Annotated in this window: 12 protein-coding genes and 1 riboswitch; of the genes, 6 read left to right on the top strand and 6 right to left on the bottom strand. The window is 47.2% G+C overall.

The genetic code is table 11. The features are described 5' to 3' along the window. Positions 1 to 18: 18 nt before the first annotated feature. The 5 genes from Q0L39_RS02990 to gcvT form a co-directional block, all read right to left on the bottom strand. Positions 19 to 1,011: a lipoate--protein ligase gene (locus tag Q0L39_RS02990; protein WP_296626851.1), complete on the bottom strand. Its 993-nt coding sequence runs from the start codon at positions 1,009 to 1,011 to the stop codon at positions 19 to 21. A gap of 31 nt (positions 1,012 to 1,042) precedes the next feature. Continuing rightward, on the bottom strand, positions 1,043 to 2,476 hold the full coding sequence (gene gcvPB, locus Q0L39_RS02985) for an aminomethyl-transferring glycine dehydrogenase subunit GcvPB (protein ID WP_296626850.1): 1,434 nt from the start codon (positions 2,474 to 2,476) through the stop codon (positions 1,043 to 1,045). Further along, positions 2,476 to 3,795, bottom strand: coding sequence for an aminomethyl-transferring glycine dehydrogenase subunit GcvPA (gene gcvPA, locus Q0L39_RS02980; protein ID WP_296626849.1), 1,320 nt, complete (start codon positions 3,793 to 3,795; stop codon positions 2,476 to 2,478). The genes gcvPB and gcvPA overlap by 1 nt, the downstream gene beginning before the upstream one ends. 1 nt (position 3,796) lies before the next feature. Further along, entirely contained in the window at positions 3,797 to 4,177 is a 381-nt protein-coding gene (gene gcvH, locus Q0L39_RS02975) for a glycine cleavage system protein GcvH (protein WP_296626848.1), read from the bottom strand. Between the two features lie 80 nt (positions 4,178 to 4,257). Continuing rightward, the gene (gcvT, locus tag Q0L39_RS02970) at positions 4,258 to 5,340 is read right to left on the bottom strand and encodes a glycine cleavage system aminomethyltransferase GcvT (protein ID WP_296626847.1); all 1,083 of its coding nucleotides are present in this window, start codon (positions 5,338 to 5,340) and stop codon (positions 4,258 to 4,260) included. Between the two features lie 181 nt (positions 5,341 to 5,521). Then, positions 5,522 to 5,610: riboswitch (glycine riboswitch) on the bottom strand. A gap of 330 nt (positions 5,611 to 5,940) precedes the next feature. Between gcvT and Q0L39_RS02965 the strand changes: the two genes are divergently transcribed. Both Q0L39_RS02965 and Q0L39_RS02960 read left to right on the top strand, forming a co-directional pair. Continuing rightward, positions 5,941 to 6,504: a class I SAM-dependent methyltransferase gene (locus tag Q0L39_RS02965; protein WP_296626846.1), complete on the top strand. Its 564-nt coding sequence runs from the start codon at positions 5,941 to 5,943 to the stop codon at positions 6,502 to 6,504. 286 nt (positions 6,505 to 6,790) lie between these two features. Further along, positions 6,791 to 8,773 (top strand): ABC transporter substrate-binding protein, encoded by a 1,983-nt coding sequence (locus tag Q0L39_RS02960; protein WP_296626845.1) that lies wholly within the window; start codon positions 6,791 to 6,793, stop codon positions 8,771 to 8,773. 67 nt (positions 8,774 to 8,840) lie between these two features. Here Q0L39_RS02960 and Q0L39_RS02955 read toward each other — a convergent pair whose 3' ends face one another. Beyond that, on the bottom strand, positions 8,841 to 10,550 hold the full coding sequence (locus tag Q0L39_RS02955; RefSeq protein ID WP_296626844.1) for a M14 family metallopeptidase: 1,710 nt from the start codon (positions 10,548 to 10,550) through the stop codon (positions 8,841 to 8,843). Between the two features lie 666 nt (positions 10,551 to 11,216). Between Q0L39_RS02955 and Q0L39_RS02950 the strand changes: the two genes are divergently transcribed. The 4 genes from Q0L39_RS02950 to Q0L39_RS02935 all read left to right on the top strand — a co-directional run bounded on the left by Q0L39_RS02950 (position 11,217) and on the right by Q0L39_RS02935 (position 18,641). Next, positions 11,217 to 13,223, top strand: a complete 2,007-nt coding sequence (locus Q0L39_RS02950; protein WP_296626843.1) for an ABC transporter substrate-binding protein — start codon at positions 11,217 to 11,219, stop codon at positions 13,221 to 13,223. Positions 13,224 to 13,530: 307 nt separating this feature from the next. Then, positions 13,531 to 15,513, top strand: coding sequence for an ABC transporter substrate-binding protein (locus Q0L39_RS02945; RefSeq protein ID WP_296626842.1), 1,983 nt, complete (start codon positions 13,531 to 13,533; stop codon positions 15,511 to 15,513). A 471-nt stretch (positions 15,514 to 15,984) separates the two neighbouring features. Further along, positions 15,985 to 17,985, top strand: a complete 2,001-nt coding sequence (locus tag Q0L39_RS02940) for an ABC transporter substrate-binding protein (protein ID WP_296626841.1) — start codon at positions 15,985 to 15,987, stop codon at positions 17,983 to 17,985. A gap of 398 nt (positions 17,986 to 18,383) precedes the next feature. Then, on the top strand, positions 18,384 to 18,641 hold the full coding sequence (locus Q0L39_RS02935; protein ID WP_296626840.1) for a hypothetical protein: 258 nt from the start codon (positions 18,384 to 18,386) through the stop codon (positions 18,639 to 18,641). Positions 18,642 to 18,698: the final 57 nt, after the last annotated feature.

Below are 18,698 nucleotides of genomic sequence, written 5' to 3'. Positions count from 1 at the left end.
GTACAAAAGATGGTTCATCTAACTTTTTTGCATGGTCAGGCTGGCGATGTCCAGCAGAATCTGACGTTGTTCTTCGGTGTGGTCGATTTGCAAAAGACGCTGCTGTACCGCCTTTGGTTCCATGCGGCATCCGGTCAGATGAGCGGACACCGAGCCGATCAGCGGCGCATCCAGCGCGTCGGAGTAGAGGATAGCATCCTGGATCATTCCTTGGTCAACCTGTAATTGCAGCTGTACCTCGCCCCAGTCAAAGCGTTCATCGGCTTCCCAGGTGAAAGCCAGCTTTCTGCCGAACTTCCATTCCCAGGAGGCATTGCGCTCGTACATCGCCATCACCTTTTTGTGGTCGATATCCTCGTCCCGCAGAGCCACCGGCGTGTGTCCGTACACCTCGCCCAATGCCTGCAAAAGCTGCTGCTGCATCTGCTCGACGGTCAGGTCGGGAACAAAGTCGCACAGGTTGCATACGCGGGAGGAAACCGAGGCAACGCCTTTGGAGCGAAGCTTCTTTTCCGAAACGTTGAGGTACTGTGCCACCTGCTCCTTGTTCACCCGCAGCATCAAGGTGCCGTGGTGATAGGAGTTTTCTCCCTTCTGACAGAAGGCATTGCCGGAAAATTTCTTTCCGTCGACGGTGATGTCGTTGCGTCCGGTTTTTTCTGCGTCGATGCCAAGGATTCGGACTGCCTTGAGGATGACGGACATCTGACGCGAAAGGTCATAGTCTTTGGTGGAGACCAGGAAGGTAAAATTGAGATTGCCCAGGTCATGAAAGACCGCTCCGCCTCCCGAAAGACGGCGGGCCAGATGCCCGCCGTCGGCTTCGAGCTGCTGGAAACGACATTCTTTCCAGGCGTTTTGATTTTTTCCGATGACAACGGTGCGTTCATTCTGCCACAGATACAGGATCAGCTGGCCTGGGCGCACCGTATCCAGGAGGTACTCCTCGATGGAAAGATTGAGATAAGGGTTTTTCGATTTGCCAATCACATAGGACAGGTGTTCAATCATCGGGAAATACCTCCGTAGTTACAGTTTAAACTTAAAATTCAAAGCGCAGATGTGGATTTCTTGCTGCGCCAACTTCATCCAGACGGCGAACAGGAGTGTGCAGCGGCATTTCATGCAGCTTTTCCGGTTCGGTCTGTGCCATCTCGTAGATGTTGCGGAATACTTCGATGGCGTGGTCGAGCACCTCGCGAGGTTCGGTCTCGGTCGGCTCTACCATCAGTGCTTCGTGGACGATCAGAGGGAAGTACATTGTCGGCGGATGGATGCCGTTGTCAAGCAGCGCTTTGGCAACATCCATTGCGGAAACGTCCTTTTCCTTCTTCAGATTTTCCAGCGTCATGACAAACTCGTGCATGCAGCCGGTATCGAATGCCATCTCGTAGATATCCTTGAGGTGGGACATCATGTAGTTGCAGTTGAGCACGGCATTGGAGGAAGCCTCCGGAATGCCCTCTTTGCCCAGCGTCAGCACATAGGTCAGCGCACGGATGACAACCAGGAAGTTGCCGTAGAACTCTTTGACTGCACCGATCGACTGCGGATTGCAACGGCAGAGATGGTAGCCGTTTTCATCCTTAGTCACTACCGGAGAAGGCAGGAAGGGTTTGAGCATCTCCTTGCATCCAACAGCGCCGGAACCAGGACCGCCGCCTCCGTGCGGAGTGGAGAAGGTTTTGTGCAGGTTCAGATGAACCACATCAAAGCCCATGTCGCCTGGGCGAACAATGCCCATGATGGCGTTGAGGTTTGCACCGTCGTAGTAGCACAGACCGCCGGCGTTGTGAACAATGCTGGTGATCTCGGAGATGTTCAGGTCGAACAGACCGACGGTGTTCGGGTTAGTGAGCATCAGGCCGGCGGTGTGTTCATCGGCAGCCTGGCGCAGCGCTTCGGTATCGACGCAGCCGTTTGGCAGCGAAGGAATGCTGACAACCTGGAATCCAGCCATCGAAGCGGAGGCAGGGTTGGTACCGTGCGCCGAGTCTGGAACCAGAATCTTTTTACGTTCAAAGTCGCCGCGCGACTCATGGTAGGCTTTGATGAGCATCAGACCGGTCAGCTCACCGTGAGCGCCTGCTGCCGGCTGGAAGGTCATGGCATCCATGCCGGTGATTTCGGCAAAGTAGCGGTCAGCCAGATACAGAGCCTCCAGGCATCCCTGGGCGGTTTCTTCCGGCTGGAGCGGATGGATCTTTGCAAAGCCTGGCAGTGCAGCCATCTCGTCGTTAATCTTTGGATTGTATTTCATAGTGCAGGAGCCCAGCGGATAGAAGCCGTCGTTGACGCCGTGGGTCTGCTTAGCAAGTTCAGTGTAGTGTCGGCTGATCTCATTTTCGCTCAGCTGCGGCAGGTGAGGAGCCTGTGCCCGACAAAGGGATGCATCCGGCAGTTGATAAGAGACGTCACATTCCGGCAGGATGGTGCATTTTCTGCCGCTATGACTGCGTTCAAATAACAGTTGCATTACATCAGCTCCTTTCTGACGATTTCGACAACGCGGTCGATGTCCTCTTTGGTGTTCTTTTCGGTTGCACACCAGAGGATACCGCCATCTTCCAGAGGCAGACCGCCGAGGATGCCCTCTTTCTGCAGAGCATCCAGCACTTTGGCTGCATCCGGCTGGTCGGTGACAAATTCATGGAAGAAGCTGCCGGTGTAGCGCAGCGATACGCCTTCGATCTGGCTGAGCTGTTCTGCCAGATAGTGTGCCTTCTGGTAGCAGCTGCAGGCGGCCTGTCTGAGTCCGTCCGGACCAACGGCTGCCAGATAAACCGAAGCAGTCATTGCACAGAGTGCCTGGTTGGAGCAGATGTTGCTGGAAGCTTTTTCGCGGCGGATGTGCTGCTCTCTGGCCTGCAGAGTCAGAACAAAGGCGCGTTTGCCGTCAACGTCGGTGGTCTGACCGACGATGCGGCCTGGCAGCTTACGCATCATAGCCGAGGTGGTTGCCATAAAGCCGAGGTATGGACCGCCAAAGGAGAGCGGCATGCCCAGCGGCTGGCCTTCGCCGACGGCGATGTCTGCACCCTGTTCCGCAGGAGTCTTGAGCAGACCCAGTGCGATCGGGTTGCAGGCGCAGATCAGTTTTGCGCCGACCGAGTGGATCAGTTCGGCAGCCTGCTGGACATCCTCAATCTGTCCGAAGAAGTTCGGGCTCTGGATGTACAGGCAGGCGCCGGTCTTTTTGTCCAGCTGTCCGGCAATCTGGGAAAGATCGGTCTTGCCGTCCTTGACAGGAACCATTACCAGCTGATGACCGGAAGCCCAGCAGTAGGTTTTGATGACACGGATGTTGTCAGGATGAGCAGCTTCCGAGCAGAAAACAACCTGACGGCTGCGCTCGCAGCACATATTGACCGCTTCTGCAGCGGCGGTAGCACCGTCGTAGACCGAAGCATTGGAAACATCCATGCCGGTCAGCTCGCAGATCATGGTCTGATATTCAAAGATCGACTGCAGAACGCCCTGACTGATTTCAGCCTGATAGGGAGTGTATGCAGTGACAAATTCCTCTTTGCCGGTGACGCTTTTAACGATCGAAGGAATGTAATGATCGTAAGCGCCGGCGCCGCGGAAGATCGAGTCGAATACAACGCTGTGGGAAGCGATGTTGTTCATGACGCGGCTGACCTCCATCTCGGACTTGCCGGAAGGAAGATCCAGTTCCCGATCGAGTTTCAGCTCCTCGGGAATGTGGGAAAACAGCTGGTCAATGGACGACAGTCCGATTGACTCCAGCATTTCCTGCCGCTCTTTGACAGTGGAAGGAATGTAAGAGCCCATATTATGCCTCCTCGCTCAAAAATGCCTCGTAGCTTTCAGCGGACAGCAGTTCTTCTTTGTCGGAAACTTCGTTGACCTGGATCATCCATGCGCCATAAGCGTCCTGGTTGATCATTTCAGGATGGTCGAGCAGCTCTTCGTTGATAGCGCAGACAACGCCGGAAACAGGGCTGTATACATCCGAAACAGCTTTTACCGATTCAACGTCGCCAAAGGCAGCGCCAACTTCTACTTCGTCGCCTTCCTGTGGGAGGTTGACGAATACCAGGTCACCCAGCTCTTTCTGTGCATAGTCGGTCAGACCGATGCGGTAGGTGCCGTCGCCCATATCCTGTACCCATTCGTGAGATTTTGCGTAAAGAAGATTGGTTGGATTGCTCATAGTAAAAGTCCTCCTTAATCAGTATGAATCAGATGATCTTGTAGTTTAGTATCGTTTAAAAAAGCAGAGATGCTTTTTGCTTAGCGTTTGTAGAACTGTACTTTGACAACTTCGGCAGGGATGCGTTTGCCGCGAACCTCTACCTCAACGGTGCTGCCCAGCGGAGCAGGCTCTTTTTCGACGATGGCCATTGCATAAGCACCGCCCAGGTATGGACAATGGGTACCGGAGGTGGTGTGGCCGATCTGACGGTCGCCGACATAAACAGGGCAGTTTTCACGGGCGATGCCTCGACCGGTGATCTTCAGGCCGCAGCGTTTAACGGTTGGAGTTCCCATTTCCTCCATCGCTTTCTTGCCGATGAAGTCTTGCTTATCCATCTTGACGAAGATACCAAGGCCGGTCTGCTTTGGAGTGATTTCGTCGTTCATCTCATGTCCGTACAGCGGCATGCCTGCTTCCAGACGCAGGGTATCTCTTGCGCCCAGTCCGCATGGGATCAGGCCATTTTCCTTGCCTGCTTCCAGCAGTGCGTTCCAAACCTTGACGGCATCTTCCTTTGCACAGTAAACTTCGAAGCCGTCCTCACCGGTGTAACCGGTACGGGAAACGATGCTGCGGCAGCCTGCAACCTCGACATCCTTGGTGTAGGTGTAATATTTTGGAGGAATGTTTTCCTTTGCACAAACCTTTTCCAGAATGGCTTCGGACTGCGGGCCCTGAAGAGCAACCTGTGCAATGCGGTCGGAGTAGTCCTCGAACTGAACGTCGCCGGTCAGGTGAGAGGAGATCCATGCAGCGTCTTTGTCGTGGTTGGCAGCGTTGACAACCATCATGTAGCAGTCGCTGCGGATGCGGTAGACGATGAGGTCATCCACAACGCCGCCCTTGTCGTTGCACATCGGGCTGTAACGAACCTGACCATCCTCCATATCGTCGAAGTTGTTGGTCAGCAGCATCTGGACGTTGTTGAGTGCATCCGGACCGGAGAGGACGATCTCACCCATGTGGGAAACATCGAACAGGCCGGCTTTTTCTCTGACAGCCATGTGTTCGGTGATGACACCAGTTGGGTACTGTACCGGCAGCAGGTAGCCGGCAAAGGGAACGATCTTGCCACCCAGAGCGACATGAACATCATATAAAGGCGTTTTAAGTTCCATAAAAAACACTCCTTTTTTAGTGATAGAATAAAACAGGGTATAAGAAAGCAGAGGCACAGAAGTATCCTTACCTCCACGCCTCTGCTAAATAAGACCTTGTAAGATTCCCTCGGGCGGTTTCTGCTCAAAGACCTGCCTGAGGTTGCATACCTGGTGCCGCAATTGCGGCTTTACAAAGTTTCGTCCAAAACCGATTCTTTTGCCAGAGAGATTTTGCGTGTTTTCCCCGTTGGCTCCACTCTTTCGGGTGGTATCTCTCGGTTTCTTCATCCGAATGATTCACTTGACAAGTTCATTATAGGATGGAGAAATGGTTTTGTCAATGAAGTTATTTGTTTAACAAGCATAAAAATAATTGTTAAAGTTAACACAAATACACAATTTACACAAAAATCAATACACCTTTTGGAGAAACAAAATAAATTTGGGGGCAGAGAAGATGGAGAAATATCCTCCGAAAGCTTCAAAATTAGTTATCAGGTACAAAAATGAAGAGTGAAATCGTCAGCAGAAATAAAATCCGGAGAGAATTGTAGGAGAAAAAGAAATCTGATATAATGTAGACAATATAAATTTGTCAGTAAAAGGAGAGCGACAAACGTGAAGCTGAACACACTGGGAGTTGCCCATAAAATTATCGAAGAAAAGGTGAAAGCGGGAGATTTCTGTATCGACGCCACGGCAGGCCGAGGCCATGATACCGCCTTTTTGTGCAGTCTGGTGGGAGAGAGCGGCAGAGTGATCGCCTTTGATATTCAGCAGCAGGCGGTGGATTCCACCCGCGAGCTGCTTCAGGAGCAAGGCTATGCGCAGATAGCTCAGGTTATTCTGGACAGCCACAGCAATATGGATCAGTATGCCCAGCCGGAGAGCGTAGATTGCATCACCTTTAATTTTGGCTATCTGCCAGGAGGAGATCACAGCATCTTCACTACACCGGCGACCAGCATTCCTGCCATCGAAAAAGGCTTGAAGCTGCTCAAACCAGGTGGACTGATGAGCCTGTGTGTCTACTATGGAGGAGACAGCGGCTTTGAGGAAAAGGATGCACTGATGGAGTATTTCCGCACCATCGACAGCAAACAGTACACGGTGCTGATTACCGAGTTTGCAAACCGTCCCAATAATCCTCCGATTCCGGTGTTTATTCTCAAACAGATTTAAAAATAGAGCAGGTGTAGACCTGCTTTTATTTTCTATTTAAAATAAAGCAAATACTTTATTATTATTATTAAATAAGCTATTTTAAAACAGATAGATATTGATGGAGAAAAAAGGAGTTGTCATTTTAATTAGGATTTTAAATCAGTTTTTGGTTTAAATAATGAATATTAACTGTATATATTGACAACTAATTCCTCTTTTGCTATCCTAAAGTAAGTAAAGTAACCACAATATTTTTAAAGAACAAAAAATTAAAAAATCAAAGATTTTGTGAGGAGGAAGAGCAATGAAAAAAATGTTTCGGAGGTTGGTAGCTTTATTGTTGGTAAGTTCTTTGATGTTGAGTGGTTGTTCTACTGCATCCGGTGAGAAACAAAGCGACTCGTCGCAGACAACAGCAGATGTAGATGAACAGGAAAATCTCAATGAAATTGAAGATTTGGTCATTCCTAAAATAGCGACATCGGAATTATCTACATTTAACATTCTTTACTCGGAATTATCTGCGGAGACACAATTTTTGACCAATATGTGGGATGCCCTGCTGGAGGCTGACTCTTATGGCAGGCTGGTACCGGCAATTGCAGAAGATTGGGGAACAGAGGACAACGGTTTGAGTTGGACTTTTAAGATCCGGGATGGAGTAAAATGGGTAGACGTTGACGGAAATGAAAAAGCAGATTGCACATCCTATGATTTTGCAACTGGTATGGAATGGGTGCTGAACTTCTATAAGAATGAATCAGCCCATACTTCGCAGCCAATGGAATTGATTGATGGTGCGAAGGAATATTATGAGTATACCAAGACACTGACACAGGAAGAAGCTTATGCATTAACAGCCGGAGAAGGCTCTAAATTCCAGGAAATGGTTGGAATTTCTACACCTGATGAACATACCATTACCTATCGTTGTGTCGCTGAAAAAACCTATTTTGATACTGTTGCAATCTGGGCTGGTATGTACCCACTTTCTCAGGCAATGGTAGATGAACTGGGTGTTGATGGCGTTAAAAGCATGAACAATGAGAATATGTGGTACAATGGTTGCTATCTTATGACAACATTTGTACCAGGCAATGAAAAGGTATTCACCAAGAACCCAAAATATTGGGATCAGGATTGTAAGAGATTTAATACTGTTACCATTAAAATGGTGGAATCCAACGATATTGCATTTCAGATGTATCAATCGGGAGAACTGGATTATGTTTCATTGACAGAGAGCAATGTCAATACGATCAATGGTGATGAAAATAATACATACCACAATCAGATGATTGAATGGCCGACTGATTTCCGTTCTTACCAATTCCATTTTAATTATGATAAACGTAATGAAGATGGAACTCCGGATGAAAACTGGAATACAGCGATTGCAAATGAAGCATTTCGACTTTGCTGGTATTATGGACTTGATCTTACACCTTATTTCAGCAGAACTAATGCAGTCAACCCGATGAGCTGCGAAAACAATTTCTATTCCATGAAGGGATTGATTTACACCTCGGATGGAACAGATTATACAGAGTTGATAAGAAAAGAATTGGGTCTGCCAGAAGCAAATGGAGAGACTCCTGCCAGATTGGATGCAGATAAACTTGCTCAATATAAACAGCAGGCAATCAAGGAATTAACAGATTTAGGCGTAACTTTCCCAGTAATGGTAGATCATTATATCGCTGCCAGCAATCAGGCAGCCTTAGACAGTGCCAATGTTTTGAAACAGGCAATTTCGGATAGCTTGGGAGACGATTTCGTCCAGATGAATATTAAGACATATGTTTCCAGTGCATCGCAGGAAGTTTATAATCCGAAACTGCAGTCAATCAATATTTCCGGTTGGGGTGCAGACTATGGCGATCCTCAAAATTACCTTGGACAGGAAACTTACGGAAATGATACTGCATATTACACAAAAACAGTTTCTAATATCAACGATGTAGAAGAAAACGAAAAAACAAAAGACCTGTTGGATACTTATAAAGAGTACACGAGTTTGGTAGAAGCGGCCGATGCAATCCACGATGATATGGATGCACGACTGGAGGCTTATGCGAAAGCAGAAGCTTATATGATTCAGCACGTATTAACAATGCCAGCTTACTATAATATTGGTTGGGTTCTGACCAAAATCAACCCGTATAGCAAGATGAAGGCGATGTTTGGTTGCCAGAATGAGAAGATGAAAAACTGGGAAACCAATGCTGAAGGATATACTACCGAAGAAATGGAAAAGATCGCTGCAGAACATGAGGCGAATCAATAGCAACAAAAAAAGCTCACACGTTCAAAAACGTGTGAGCTTTTTTGTTGCTATGATACAGGTGATGTTGTTACAGTGTAATCGAAGCGCTTATAGATCCGCTCTTATCGTTGCCTACCCAGAGGCTGACCGATGTACCGGCAGGAGCAGCAACCATCCAGCTGAGTTTCTTCAGATATTCCGGCTGGTAGTATGCTTTCACATTGCTGTATCCATAGGAATTGTTGTTCAGCTTGTAGTTCTTGACACCACTGAAGCCTTCCAGATGTCCGATTTCCTCGGGAGTGTCGGTGAGGATGGTTCCGTCCAGGGTCAGTTTTGCCTTCAGAGGATGATCTACCCGCAGTGTCTTTGCTTCGTTGCAGACAAAGGTCGGCAGATAACCGGCGTTGCGGACAACGGCAGTGATCTGGTAAACGCCCTCTGCCTGCTTTTCAGCGGTAAACGATTCGATCTGAAGGTGTGGCAGGGTAGCGGCCATTCTCAGGCAGAAGTTGACGTTCTTCTCCACCTCCTGCTCCAAATATCCAACAGGACAGTTCTGCCAGGTGAATTTGAAGTCCAGACCGCCGATCTCGACCGTTCCGAGCTGCGGATGCTCAAACTCGGTCCACGGAAGAATGGCAGGAACAGGGTTGTTCTGTGCGTTGGCATCCAGCCACTGATAGCACAGATAGATATTTTCAGCCTGCTGCTGATCGGAAACTGGTTTAGTGCGCGGATAAACGTCAGGAACACCGGCGCGGATCGCCAGATCCCACAGTTCAGCGGTATAAGTCGGGATGCCCTGGCACTGATACATCCAGTCGTCAAAGGCGCCGGAGGAGTAGTTGACAGTATCGGTCAGAAAAGCATCGAAGATGTTGAAGCAGCCGTAGCCGGTTTCTTCGGTTGCCATGGCGCCGATTTCCTTGAACATCCGCATGTCACGGCTGTCTGCCTGTGCTTCCGGTTTTGTGCCAGGTGGATAGATGTAGCAGCCGCCCGAGGTGTGGAAGGTGACGCCGCAGCAGATGTTAGGATGGGAGAGTACAAACTCTGCCACAGCCTTGTTTTCCGGATTGCTCAGCGGGTAAGCGCCGGCACCTGGCTGACGAGACTCCGGAAACCATCCCAGCGGATAGTTTCGGTTGAAGTCCAGATTCCACTTGCCCTCGCCTGGCTGGATGTGCAGACCGTCATAACCAAGGATTTCGCCCTCTGGATAGAGATTATAATAGGTGCCGCCGAAGTCGGACGGAGAACGTTTTACCAAAATACGCGGGTCTTTGTCCATTGGTTTCCAGACGCCGTTTGCATCTTTGACGCGCATCATGCGGATGACACCGTCGCCATCCATATCTTTTGGATGCAGTCCAGGTGTCATTTCATCATAAGGGTAAGGACGATTGACCGAACGGAACTGTTCCGGTGTGGTCAGAATCAGCTCTGCACCATCGGGACTGATACGCGGGATGACATAAACCGTCGAGTGGTCGAGCAGAGTGGTGATATTTTCCTGATTGCCATATCCCTGAACCAGTTTGACGATCAGTCCCAGCGCAGCCATCGAACCGGTTACCTCACCGGCATGATGGTTGCCGTCCGCGTAGTAGGCAGGCTTTTTGAGAGGATCACCGGTGGCAAAGTTGGTGATCGTAGCGGCCCATACTTCGTGCTGATCGGGAGTGGTGCAGATGGACTCAACCTGAATCAAATCAGGATAGTCCTGCATCAGCTGCTGCAGTGTCTGCGTCAGCTCAGGATATGTATAGTAATGATCAAATACATAAGTTTTCATTTTTTGCCCTCCTTTTTGCATTATTATACATCCCTTGTTTCTGCTTTACAAGCAATGTTTCCTACAAAAAAAGAGACAAATTGCCCGAAATTATTGGCAATATTATGAAAAATAGTTAGTCGGAAGCTTTTTGAAAGCAAAAATGGTAGTGTATATTTTTTCAAAGAAAGAAGCGGAAAGGAGAAAGAAAAACAGGGGAAACTTTGCTTTGGGGAAGGTTTGTACATCAATTCTCATATAATAATAGAAAAGATGGAAAAGTTTCTCTGCAAGTAAAAATCAGAATTGGTATTAAAATAAAGTGAAAGAGATACTCCGACACAAAATAGACACAATTATAAAGTATATACTTAGATTTATTAAAAAGCAAGAAGATGATTTTATCAATATAAAGTGAAGATGTAGTGAAGCCGTATGAGCGGTATTTTTTCTCATTTTTGTGAATATCTGAGGATAATTGTGCAATTTAATTGTATATATAAAATAAAATTGTTTAGTGTGCTAAAATATAAACTTCTGTTCTTGACAGGTGGATTATGTTCTGTTATCATAAGCGAGTAAAGTGATTGCCGCACATATTACGGGCGAAAATCATTCACTGTGTGTGAACGTCCATTATGAAAGATGGATGCACAGAACTGAACATAGTTCGAAGGAGGATTCGTAATGAAGAAATCATTGTCCAGAATGCTTGCGCTTGCTTTGACAGCAGCTCTTGTGCTGAGCGGCTGCGGCGGTACAGGCACAACGACAGAAAGCGAAAGCAACTCCACCGACAAACAGGAGAATGCTTCTGCTGAGACAGAAGAAGCCGAAGAAGAAAGCAGCGCAGATGAGATTACCGACCTGGTTATTCCAAAGCTGGCAACTTCCGAGCTGGCAACTTTTAACCTGCTCAATTCAGAAACATCGGCGGATTTCCAGTACCTGACCAACCTGGTCGACGGTCTGTTGGAGGTAGACAGTTATGGCTCGCTTGCGCCTGCTATTGCTGAGGAATGGGGCACCGAAGATGGTGGACTGACCTGGACCTTCCATATCCGTGAAGGCGTGAAATGGGTCAATATGAACGGGGAAGAGATGGCTGATTGCAACGCGCAGGATTTTGCAACCGGTCTTGAGTGGGTACTCAACTACCATAAAAATGACTCGGCAAATACTTCGATGCCAATGGAAATGATTGAGGGCGCTTCCGAGTACTATGAATATACCAAGAGCCTGTCTGCCGAGGAAGCGAATGCGCTGACCGCCGGAGAGGGTTCTAAATTCCGTGAAATGGTAGGTCTGGAAACGCCGGACGATTACACTCTGATTTATCACTGCACCGAAGCGAAACCATATTTTGATACCGTTGCAGCGTATGCCTGCCTCTATCCAATGGCACAGGGCTTGGTTGATGAGCTGGGCGTTGACGGTATCCGTTCGATGGATAACACCAATATGTGGTACAACGGCTGCTACACCATGACCTCCTATATCCAGGGCAACGAAAAAGTATTCACCAAGAACCCGCTGTACTGGGATACCGATGCAAAACTGTTCAATACCGTTAGCATCAAGATGGTAGAATCCAACGATGTTGCCTTCCAGCTGTATCAGACCGGTGAGGTTGACTACGTTTCCCTGACCGAAAGCAACGTCAAGACCATCAGCGGCGACGAAAACAACGATTACCACGATCAGATGATCGAATGGCCAAACGACTTCCGTTCTTATCAGTTCCACTTTAACTATGATAAGAGAACCGAGGACGGCTCGGTCGATACCAACTGGAATACCGCTGTTGCAAACGAGGCATTCCGCCTTGCATGGTACTATGGCCTGGATCTGACTCCATACTTCAGCAGAACCAATGCAGTCAACCCGATGAGCTGTGAAAATAACTTCTATTCGATGCCTGGTCTGCTCTATACTTCGGATGGAACAGACTACACCGAGCTGGTAAGAGCAGAGCTTGGTCTGCCGGAAGAAAACGGCGAGACCCCAGTCAGACTGGATGCTGAGAAGGCAGAACAGTACAAACAGCAGGCAATCGAAGAATTGACCGCAGCAGGCGTTACCTTCCCGGTTGAAGTTGACTACTATATTGCAGCTTCCAACCAGACTGCACTCGACAGTGCAACCGTTCTCAAACAGGTATTCTCCGACAGCCTGGGCGATGACTTTGTAACACTCAACATCAAGACCTACGTTTCCAGCGCAAGCAAGGAAGTCTATGAGCCAAAACTGCAGTCGATCAACATTTCCGGCTGGAACGCAGACTACGGTGATCCGCAGAACTACGTCGGTCAGGAAACTTACGGCAACGACAGCGCATACTACACCAGAAAACTTTCCAACGTCAATGATCTGGTAGAGGATGAAAACAACAAGGCGCTGCTCGATACCTACAAAGAGTTCAGCTCGATGGTAGATGCTGCAAACCAGATCTGTGATGACCTGGATGCTCGTTATCAGGCTTATGCCGAGGCAGAGGCTTACATGATTCAGCATGCACTGACAATTCCAAACTACTACAACGTCGGCTGGTGTCTGACCAAGATCAATCCATACAGCAAGATGAAAGCGATGTTCGGTATCCAGAACGAAAAAATGAAGAACTGGGAGACCAACGTCAATGGTTACACCGCTGAGGAAATGGCAGCGATTGCGGCAGAGCATGACGCAAAATAAATAATTTTATGTTAGTAAATAAAAACCGGTCTTTTTGACCGGTTTTTATTTTTGGGCTAAAATAATCGAGATGAAAAGCATGTGAAAATGAAAATTGTGTCTATAATACAAAAAGACAGGCCAATCAGGCAAATTTTTGTAAAAAAAGACTATATATTATATTGACAAAGTATAAACACTATGGTATTCTAGTAAATGCAATGAAGAATGTGTGGCTTTTTCATCTGCCTGGCGATACATTCTAAAAAAATAATAAGGCAGAAAGATACTTGATTGTGCGTAACAACAAGTAGCAAGGAGGAAGTTTATGAAAAAGACAGTATCGAAACTGCTCGCATTGGCTCTGACTGCTGTTCTGGTTCTGACCGGCTGCGGCGGCACCAATAGTGGCTCTGGCAATGAGGGCGGCGACGCTTCTGGAGAAGCAAGTGCAAATGAAATCACTGATCCGGTTCTCGGTATTATTTCAAGCCGTGAGCTCGAAACTTTCAACTGGCTGTACAGCCAGAGAGCAGAGGACTTTGAAAACCTGACCAACCTGGTTGATGGTCTGCTGGAAGCTGACCATGAAGGTAAACTGGTTCCAGCAATCGCTGAGAAGTGGGGTACCGAAGACGGAGGTCTGACCTGGACCTTCAATATCCGTGAAGGCGTTAAATGGGTCAATATGAACGGCGAAGAGATGGCAGATTGTAACGCTCAGGACTTTGCAACTGGTCTGGAGTGGGTGCTGAACTTCCACAAGAACGATTCCAACAACACCTCCATGCCTCTGGAAATGATCAAAGGCGCTAAGGAGTACTATGAGTACACAAAGAGCCTGACCAAGGAAGAAGCTTACGCGCTCAACGCTGCTGAAGGCTCCAAATTCCGCGAGATGGTTGGCCTGGAAACTCCAGATGACTACACTGTAGTTTACCACTGCATCACTCAGAAACCATACTTCGATTCTCTGGGCGCTTATGTATGTCTGTATCCAGCACCACAGACCCTGATCGACGAACTGGGCGTTGACGGCTTCAAAGCTATGAACAACGAAAATATGTGGTACAATGGCTGCTACACCATGACTTCTTACCTGCAGGGTAACGAAAAGATCTTCACCAAGAACCCACTTTACTGGGATACCGAGTGCAAGCTCTTCAACACTGTAACCTTTAAGATGATCGAATCTACCGACGTTGGTTATCAGTTGTTTGAATCCGGCGAGATCGATGCTATCGCTCCATCCGAAGCAAACCTGACCACCATCGCAAAAGATCCTAACCACAAATTCTATGATTATCTGGTTCCAGCAACTCCTTCCAAATTCTCTTATCAGTTCCACTTCAACTACAATAAGATGAATGACGACGGTACCGCTGACGAAAACTGGAACAAAGCTATCGCTAACGAAGCATTCCGTAAAGCTTGGTACTACGGCCTTGACCTGACCAACTACTGGAAGAGAACCAACGCAATCGACCCAATGGCTTGTGAAAACAACTTCTACACCATGAAGGGTCTGTGCTACACCAGCGATGGTACTGACTATGTTGAACTGGTAAGACAGGAACTGGGCCTGCCAGCTGAAAATGGCGAAACCCCAATCAGACTTGACGCTGAAAAATTTGAACAGTACAAACAGCAGGCTATGGAAGAACTGAGCGCTCAGGGCGTTACCTTCCCAGTTGAAGCTGACCACTGGATCATGGGCGGCAGCCAGACCGGTCTGGACTCCGCAACCGTTCTTGCACAGTGCTTCTCCGACAGCCTGGGTGACGACTTCGTTACTCTGAGCATCAACACCTACATCAAGAGCAGCCGTCAGGAAGTATTTGCACCACATCTGCACTCCTTCGCACTCAATGGCTGGGGCGCTGACTACGGTGACCCACAGAACTACCTGGGCCAGGAAGTTTACGGCAACGACAACGCTTACTACTCTGCTAACTACTCTTATATCAATGATTTAACTGAAGAAACAGAGTGGAACAAAGATCTGCTGGCTACATACAAAGAGTACAGCGAAATGGTAGCTGCTGCTGACGCTATCACTGACGATCTGGATGCACGTTATGCGGCATATGCGAAAGCTGAGGCTTATATGCTCGAGCATGTTCTGGTAATGCCTATGAACTACTCTGTCGGCTGGTCTCTGACCAAGATCGACAACGACAGCAAGATCATGGCTATGTTCGGTTCTGTCAACGACAAGATGAAGAACTGGGCTACCAATGCTGACGGCTACACCTCTGAAGAAAAAGGCGTAACTGAAAAGATCACAGCTTACACTGAGTCTTTCCAGTAAACCGTAAGCAACAACAGAATCTCTGATAAAAAAAGCCGACCTTCGGGTCGGCTTTTTTTATGTGCAGAAATCGAATAAAAAGGTAGAAAAGTAAAGTATATGCTGCCTGTTAAATAGAAAACAAAGCTAAAGTTTAACAAAATAAAGCGAAAAAGTATGTAACATGATGTATGAAAATAGAATTTTCTTGAAAAAGTTTAGGCATAAATAAGACACAAATCAGCAATATAACAAGAAAAAACAGCTGAAATTAGAAAGAATAATACAAAATTTCTGGTGATTATTGACATTAAAAGTGCTTTTTGCTATGATATAGAAAATTAAAGTAAACGTTATACAATGCATCGTTTCTTAATTTTATACGTAAAATGGTAATGGTAAATCTGTCTGAAAATCAATAAAGATAGATTTTGCTATAAATTTTGTTTTTCTTGTTAGGAGAGAAATGAAAAGTTTGAAGGAGGAACAGATATGAAAAAACAGATGTCTAAGCTGCTTGCGCTTATGTTGGCAGGCGTCCTGACTCTCAGCGGATGCTCTGGTTCCACAAGCGGCAGCACTTCGGAAGAAGGATCGTCTCAGGAGACAACCACAGAAGAATCCGGCGAAACCAGTGCTTCTTCGGAAAATGCAATTTCCGACCCTGTCATTGCAAAACTGGCTACCAGAGAGTTGGAAACCTTCAATATTCTGTACAGCCAGAGCTTCAGCGATTTTGAAAACCTGACCAATATGATCGACGCCCTGCTGGAAGTTGATACCTACGGACGCGTTGTTCCAGCAATCGCAGATGAGTGGGGAACAGAGGATGACGGTCATACCTGGACCTTCCATATTCGTGAAGGCGTTAAATGGGTAGATGTCAACGGCAACGAAAAAGCTGATGTCACCTCCTACGACTTTGCAACCGGTATGGAGTGGGTACTGAACTACCACAAGAATGAATCTTCTCATACTTCCCAGCCAATCGAAATGATCGAGGGCGCAGAGGAATACTATGAGTACACCAAGAGCCTGTCCAAGGAAGAAGCATACGCACTGACTGCAGATGATAACTCCAAGTTCCAGGAAATGGTTGGCATCAAAACTCCTGATGCAAATACCATCGTTTATACCTGTAACGGACAGAAACCATACTTCGACACCTTTGCAACCTGGGCTGGTATGTACCCAATGGCACAGGGTATGGTTGATGAGCTGGGCGTAGATGGCGTCAAAGCAATGGACAACGAAACATATTGGTACAACGGCTGCTACCTGATGACCTCTTACATCCAGGGCAACGAAAAGGTATTCACCAAGAACGAAAGCTACTGGGATACCGAATGCACCCGCTTTGATACTGTAACCATCAAGATGGTAGAGTCCAACGATGTTGCTTACCAGCTGTATCAGTCCGGCGAAATTGACTACGTCGACCTGACCGAAAGCAACCTGACTACCATCCATAACAACACCGATCATGAATACTATGATTACCTGGTAGAGCTGCCAGCTCAGAAATATTCTTATCAGATGCACATCAACTTTGATAAGAACAAAGAAGATGGCACACCAGATACCAACTGGAACACAGCGATTGCTAACCTTGCATTCCGTAAATCCTGGTACTATGGCCTTGACCTCACCGAGTACTACAAGAGAACCAACCCAATCAACCCAATGAGCTGTGAAAACGAATACTACTGCATGAAGGGCCTGATCTACACCACCGACGGTACCGATTACACCGAGCTGGTTCGCCAGGAACTTGGTCTGCCGGAAGAAAATGGCGAGACAATGACCCGTCTGGATGCAACAAAAGCAGAAGAATACAAACAGCAGGCGATTGAAGAGCTGACCGCGGCAGGTGTTACCTTCCCAGTCGAAGTAGATTACTACATCTCTGCATCTAACCAGACCTCTCTGGATAGCGCAAACGTACTGGCACAGTGCTTCTCTGATAGCCTTGGCGATGACTATGTCAAACTGAACATCAAGACCTACGTATCCAGCGCTACTAAGGAAGTTTACACACCACACCTGCAGTCCATCACCATCAACGGTTGGGGCGCAGACTTCGGTGATCCACAGAACTACCTGGTTCAGGAAGCATACGGCTATGACAACGCTTTATACTCTGCAGACTACTCCAACATCAACAATATGACCGAGACAGAAGACAACAAAGCTCTGTTCGATGCTTACAGAGAGTACACCGCTCTGATGGAAGCTGCTAACGCAATTTCTGACGATCAGGATGCCCGTCTTGCAGCATTTGCAAAAGCAGAAGCTTACCTGATTGATAATGTACTGGCAATGCCAATGTACTACAACGTTTCCTGGTGCTTGACCAAGATCGATCCATACAGCAAGATGAACGCAATGTATGGTTGCCAGAACGACAAGATGAAGAACTGGGATACCAACGTCAACGGTTACACCACCGAAGAAATTCAGGCAATCGCAGAAGAACATGCTCAGAATCAGTAATTGAGTTAACCATTTTCTGTCAAATTCTCTCAAAAAGACAGGAGCTGCATCATGCAGCTCCTGTCTTTTTTTATGTCTTCCGAGATAATCATCTGATGTTCCTATTCTCTGTTTTTACTACTTCTAGAAATGAAGTATTGTTCTGGTATCATTTTAGTGGAAAAATTTTCATGTATTATTACGGTACGCTTTTGAATAATTTGCATACAAACTAATTGCGGAGAAGTTGGAAAGTGACGAATTTTATAAATATTATTGACTGAATAAATATTTTTTATTACAATTAAATAAAAAACAGGGGCAAAAGCAACTTAATTTAAAACATTTGCCCAATCCCAAACGGGATCAAAGCCGGCATCTGTTTTATCATAATTCAGAACTGAAGGAGGAAACAAAGTATGAAAAAAACAATGTCGAGGTTGCTGGCAGCACTTTTAGTTGGTTCCTTGTTGCTCAGTGGCTGCTCTGGTACAACATCCTCTGAAACTGTCGACGACAGCAGTGCAGATGCTGGAACAGAAGAAAGCACAGAAGAATCCTCAGAAAATGAAATCAAAGACCTGGTTATTTCGAAGCTTGCAACCAGGGAGCTTGAAACCTTCAATGTGCTCTACAGCCAGAGAGCAGAGGACGGAGAAAACCTGACCAACCGGTAGATGGCCTGCTGGAAGTTGATTCTTACGGCAAGCTGGCTCCATGTATTGCTGAAGATT

This window comes from uncultured Negativibacillus sp., from assembly GCF_944388365.1.
Classification (GTDB): Bacteria; Bacillota; Clostridia; order Oscillospirales; family Ruminococcaceae; genus Negativibacillus.
The sequence above is the reverse complement of the archived record's forward strand: the minus strand, read 5'-3'. Positions and strand labels throughout refer to the sequence as shown.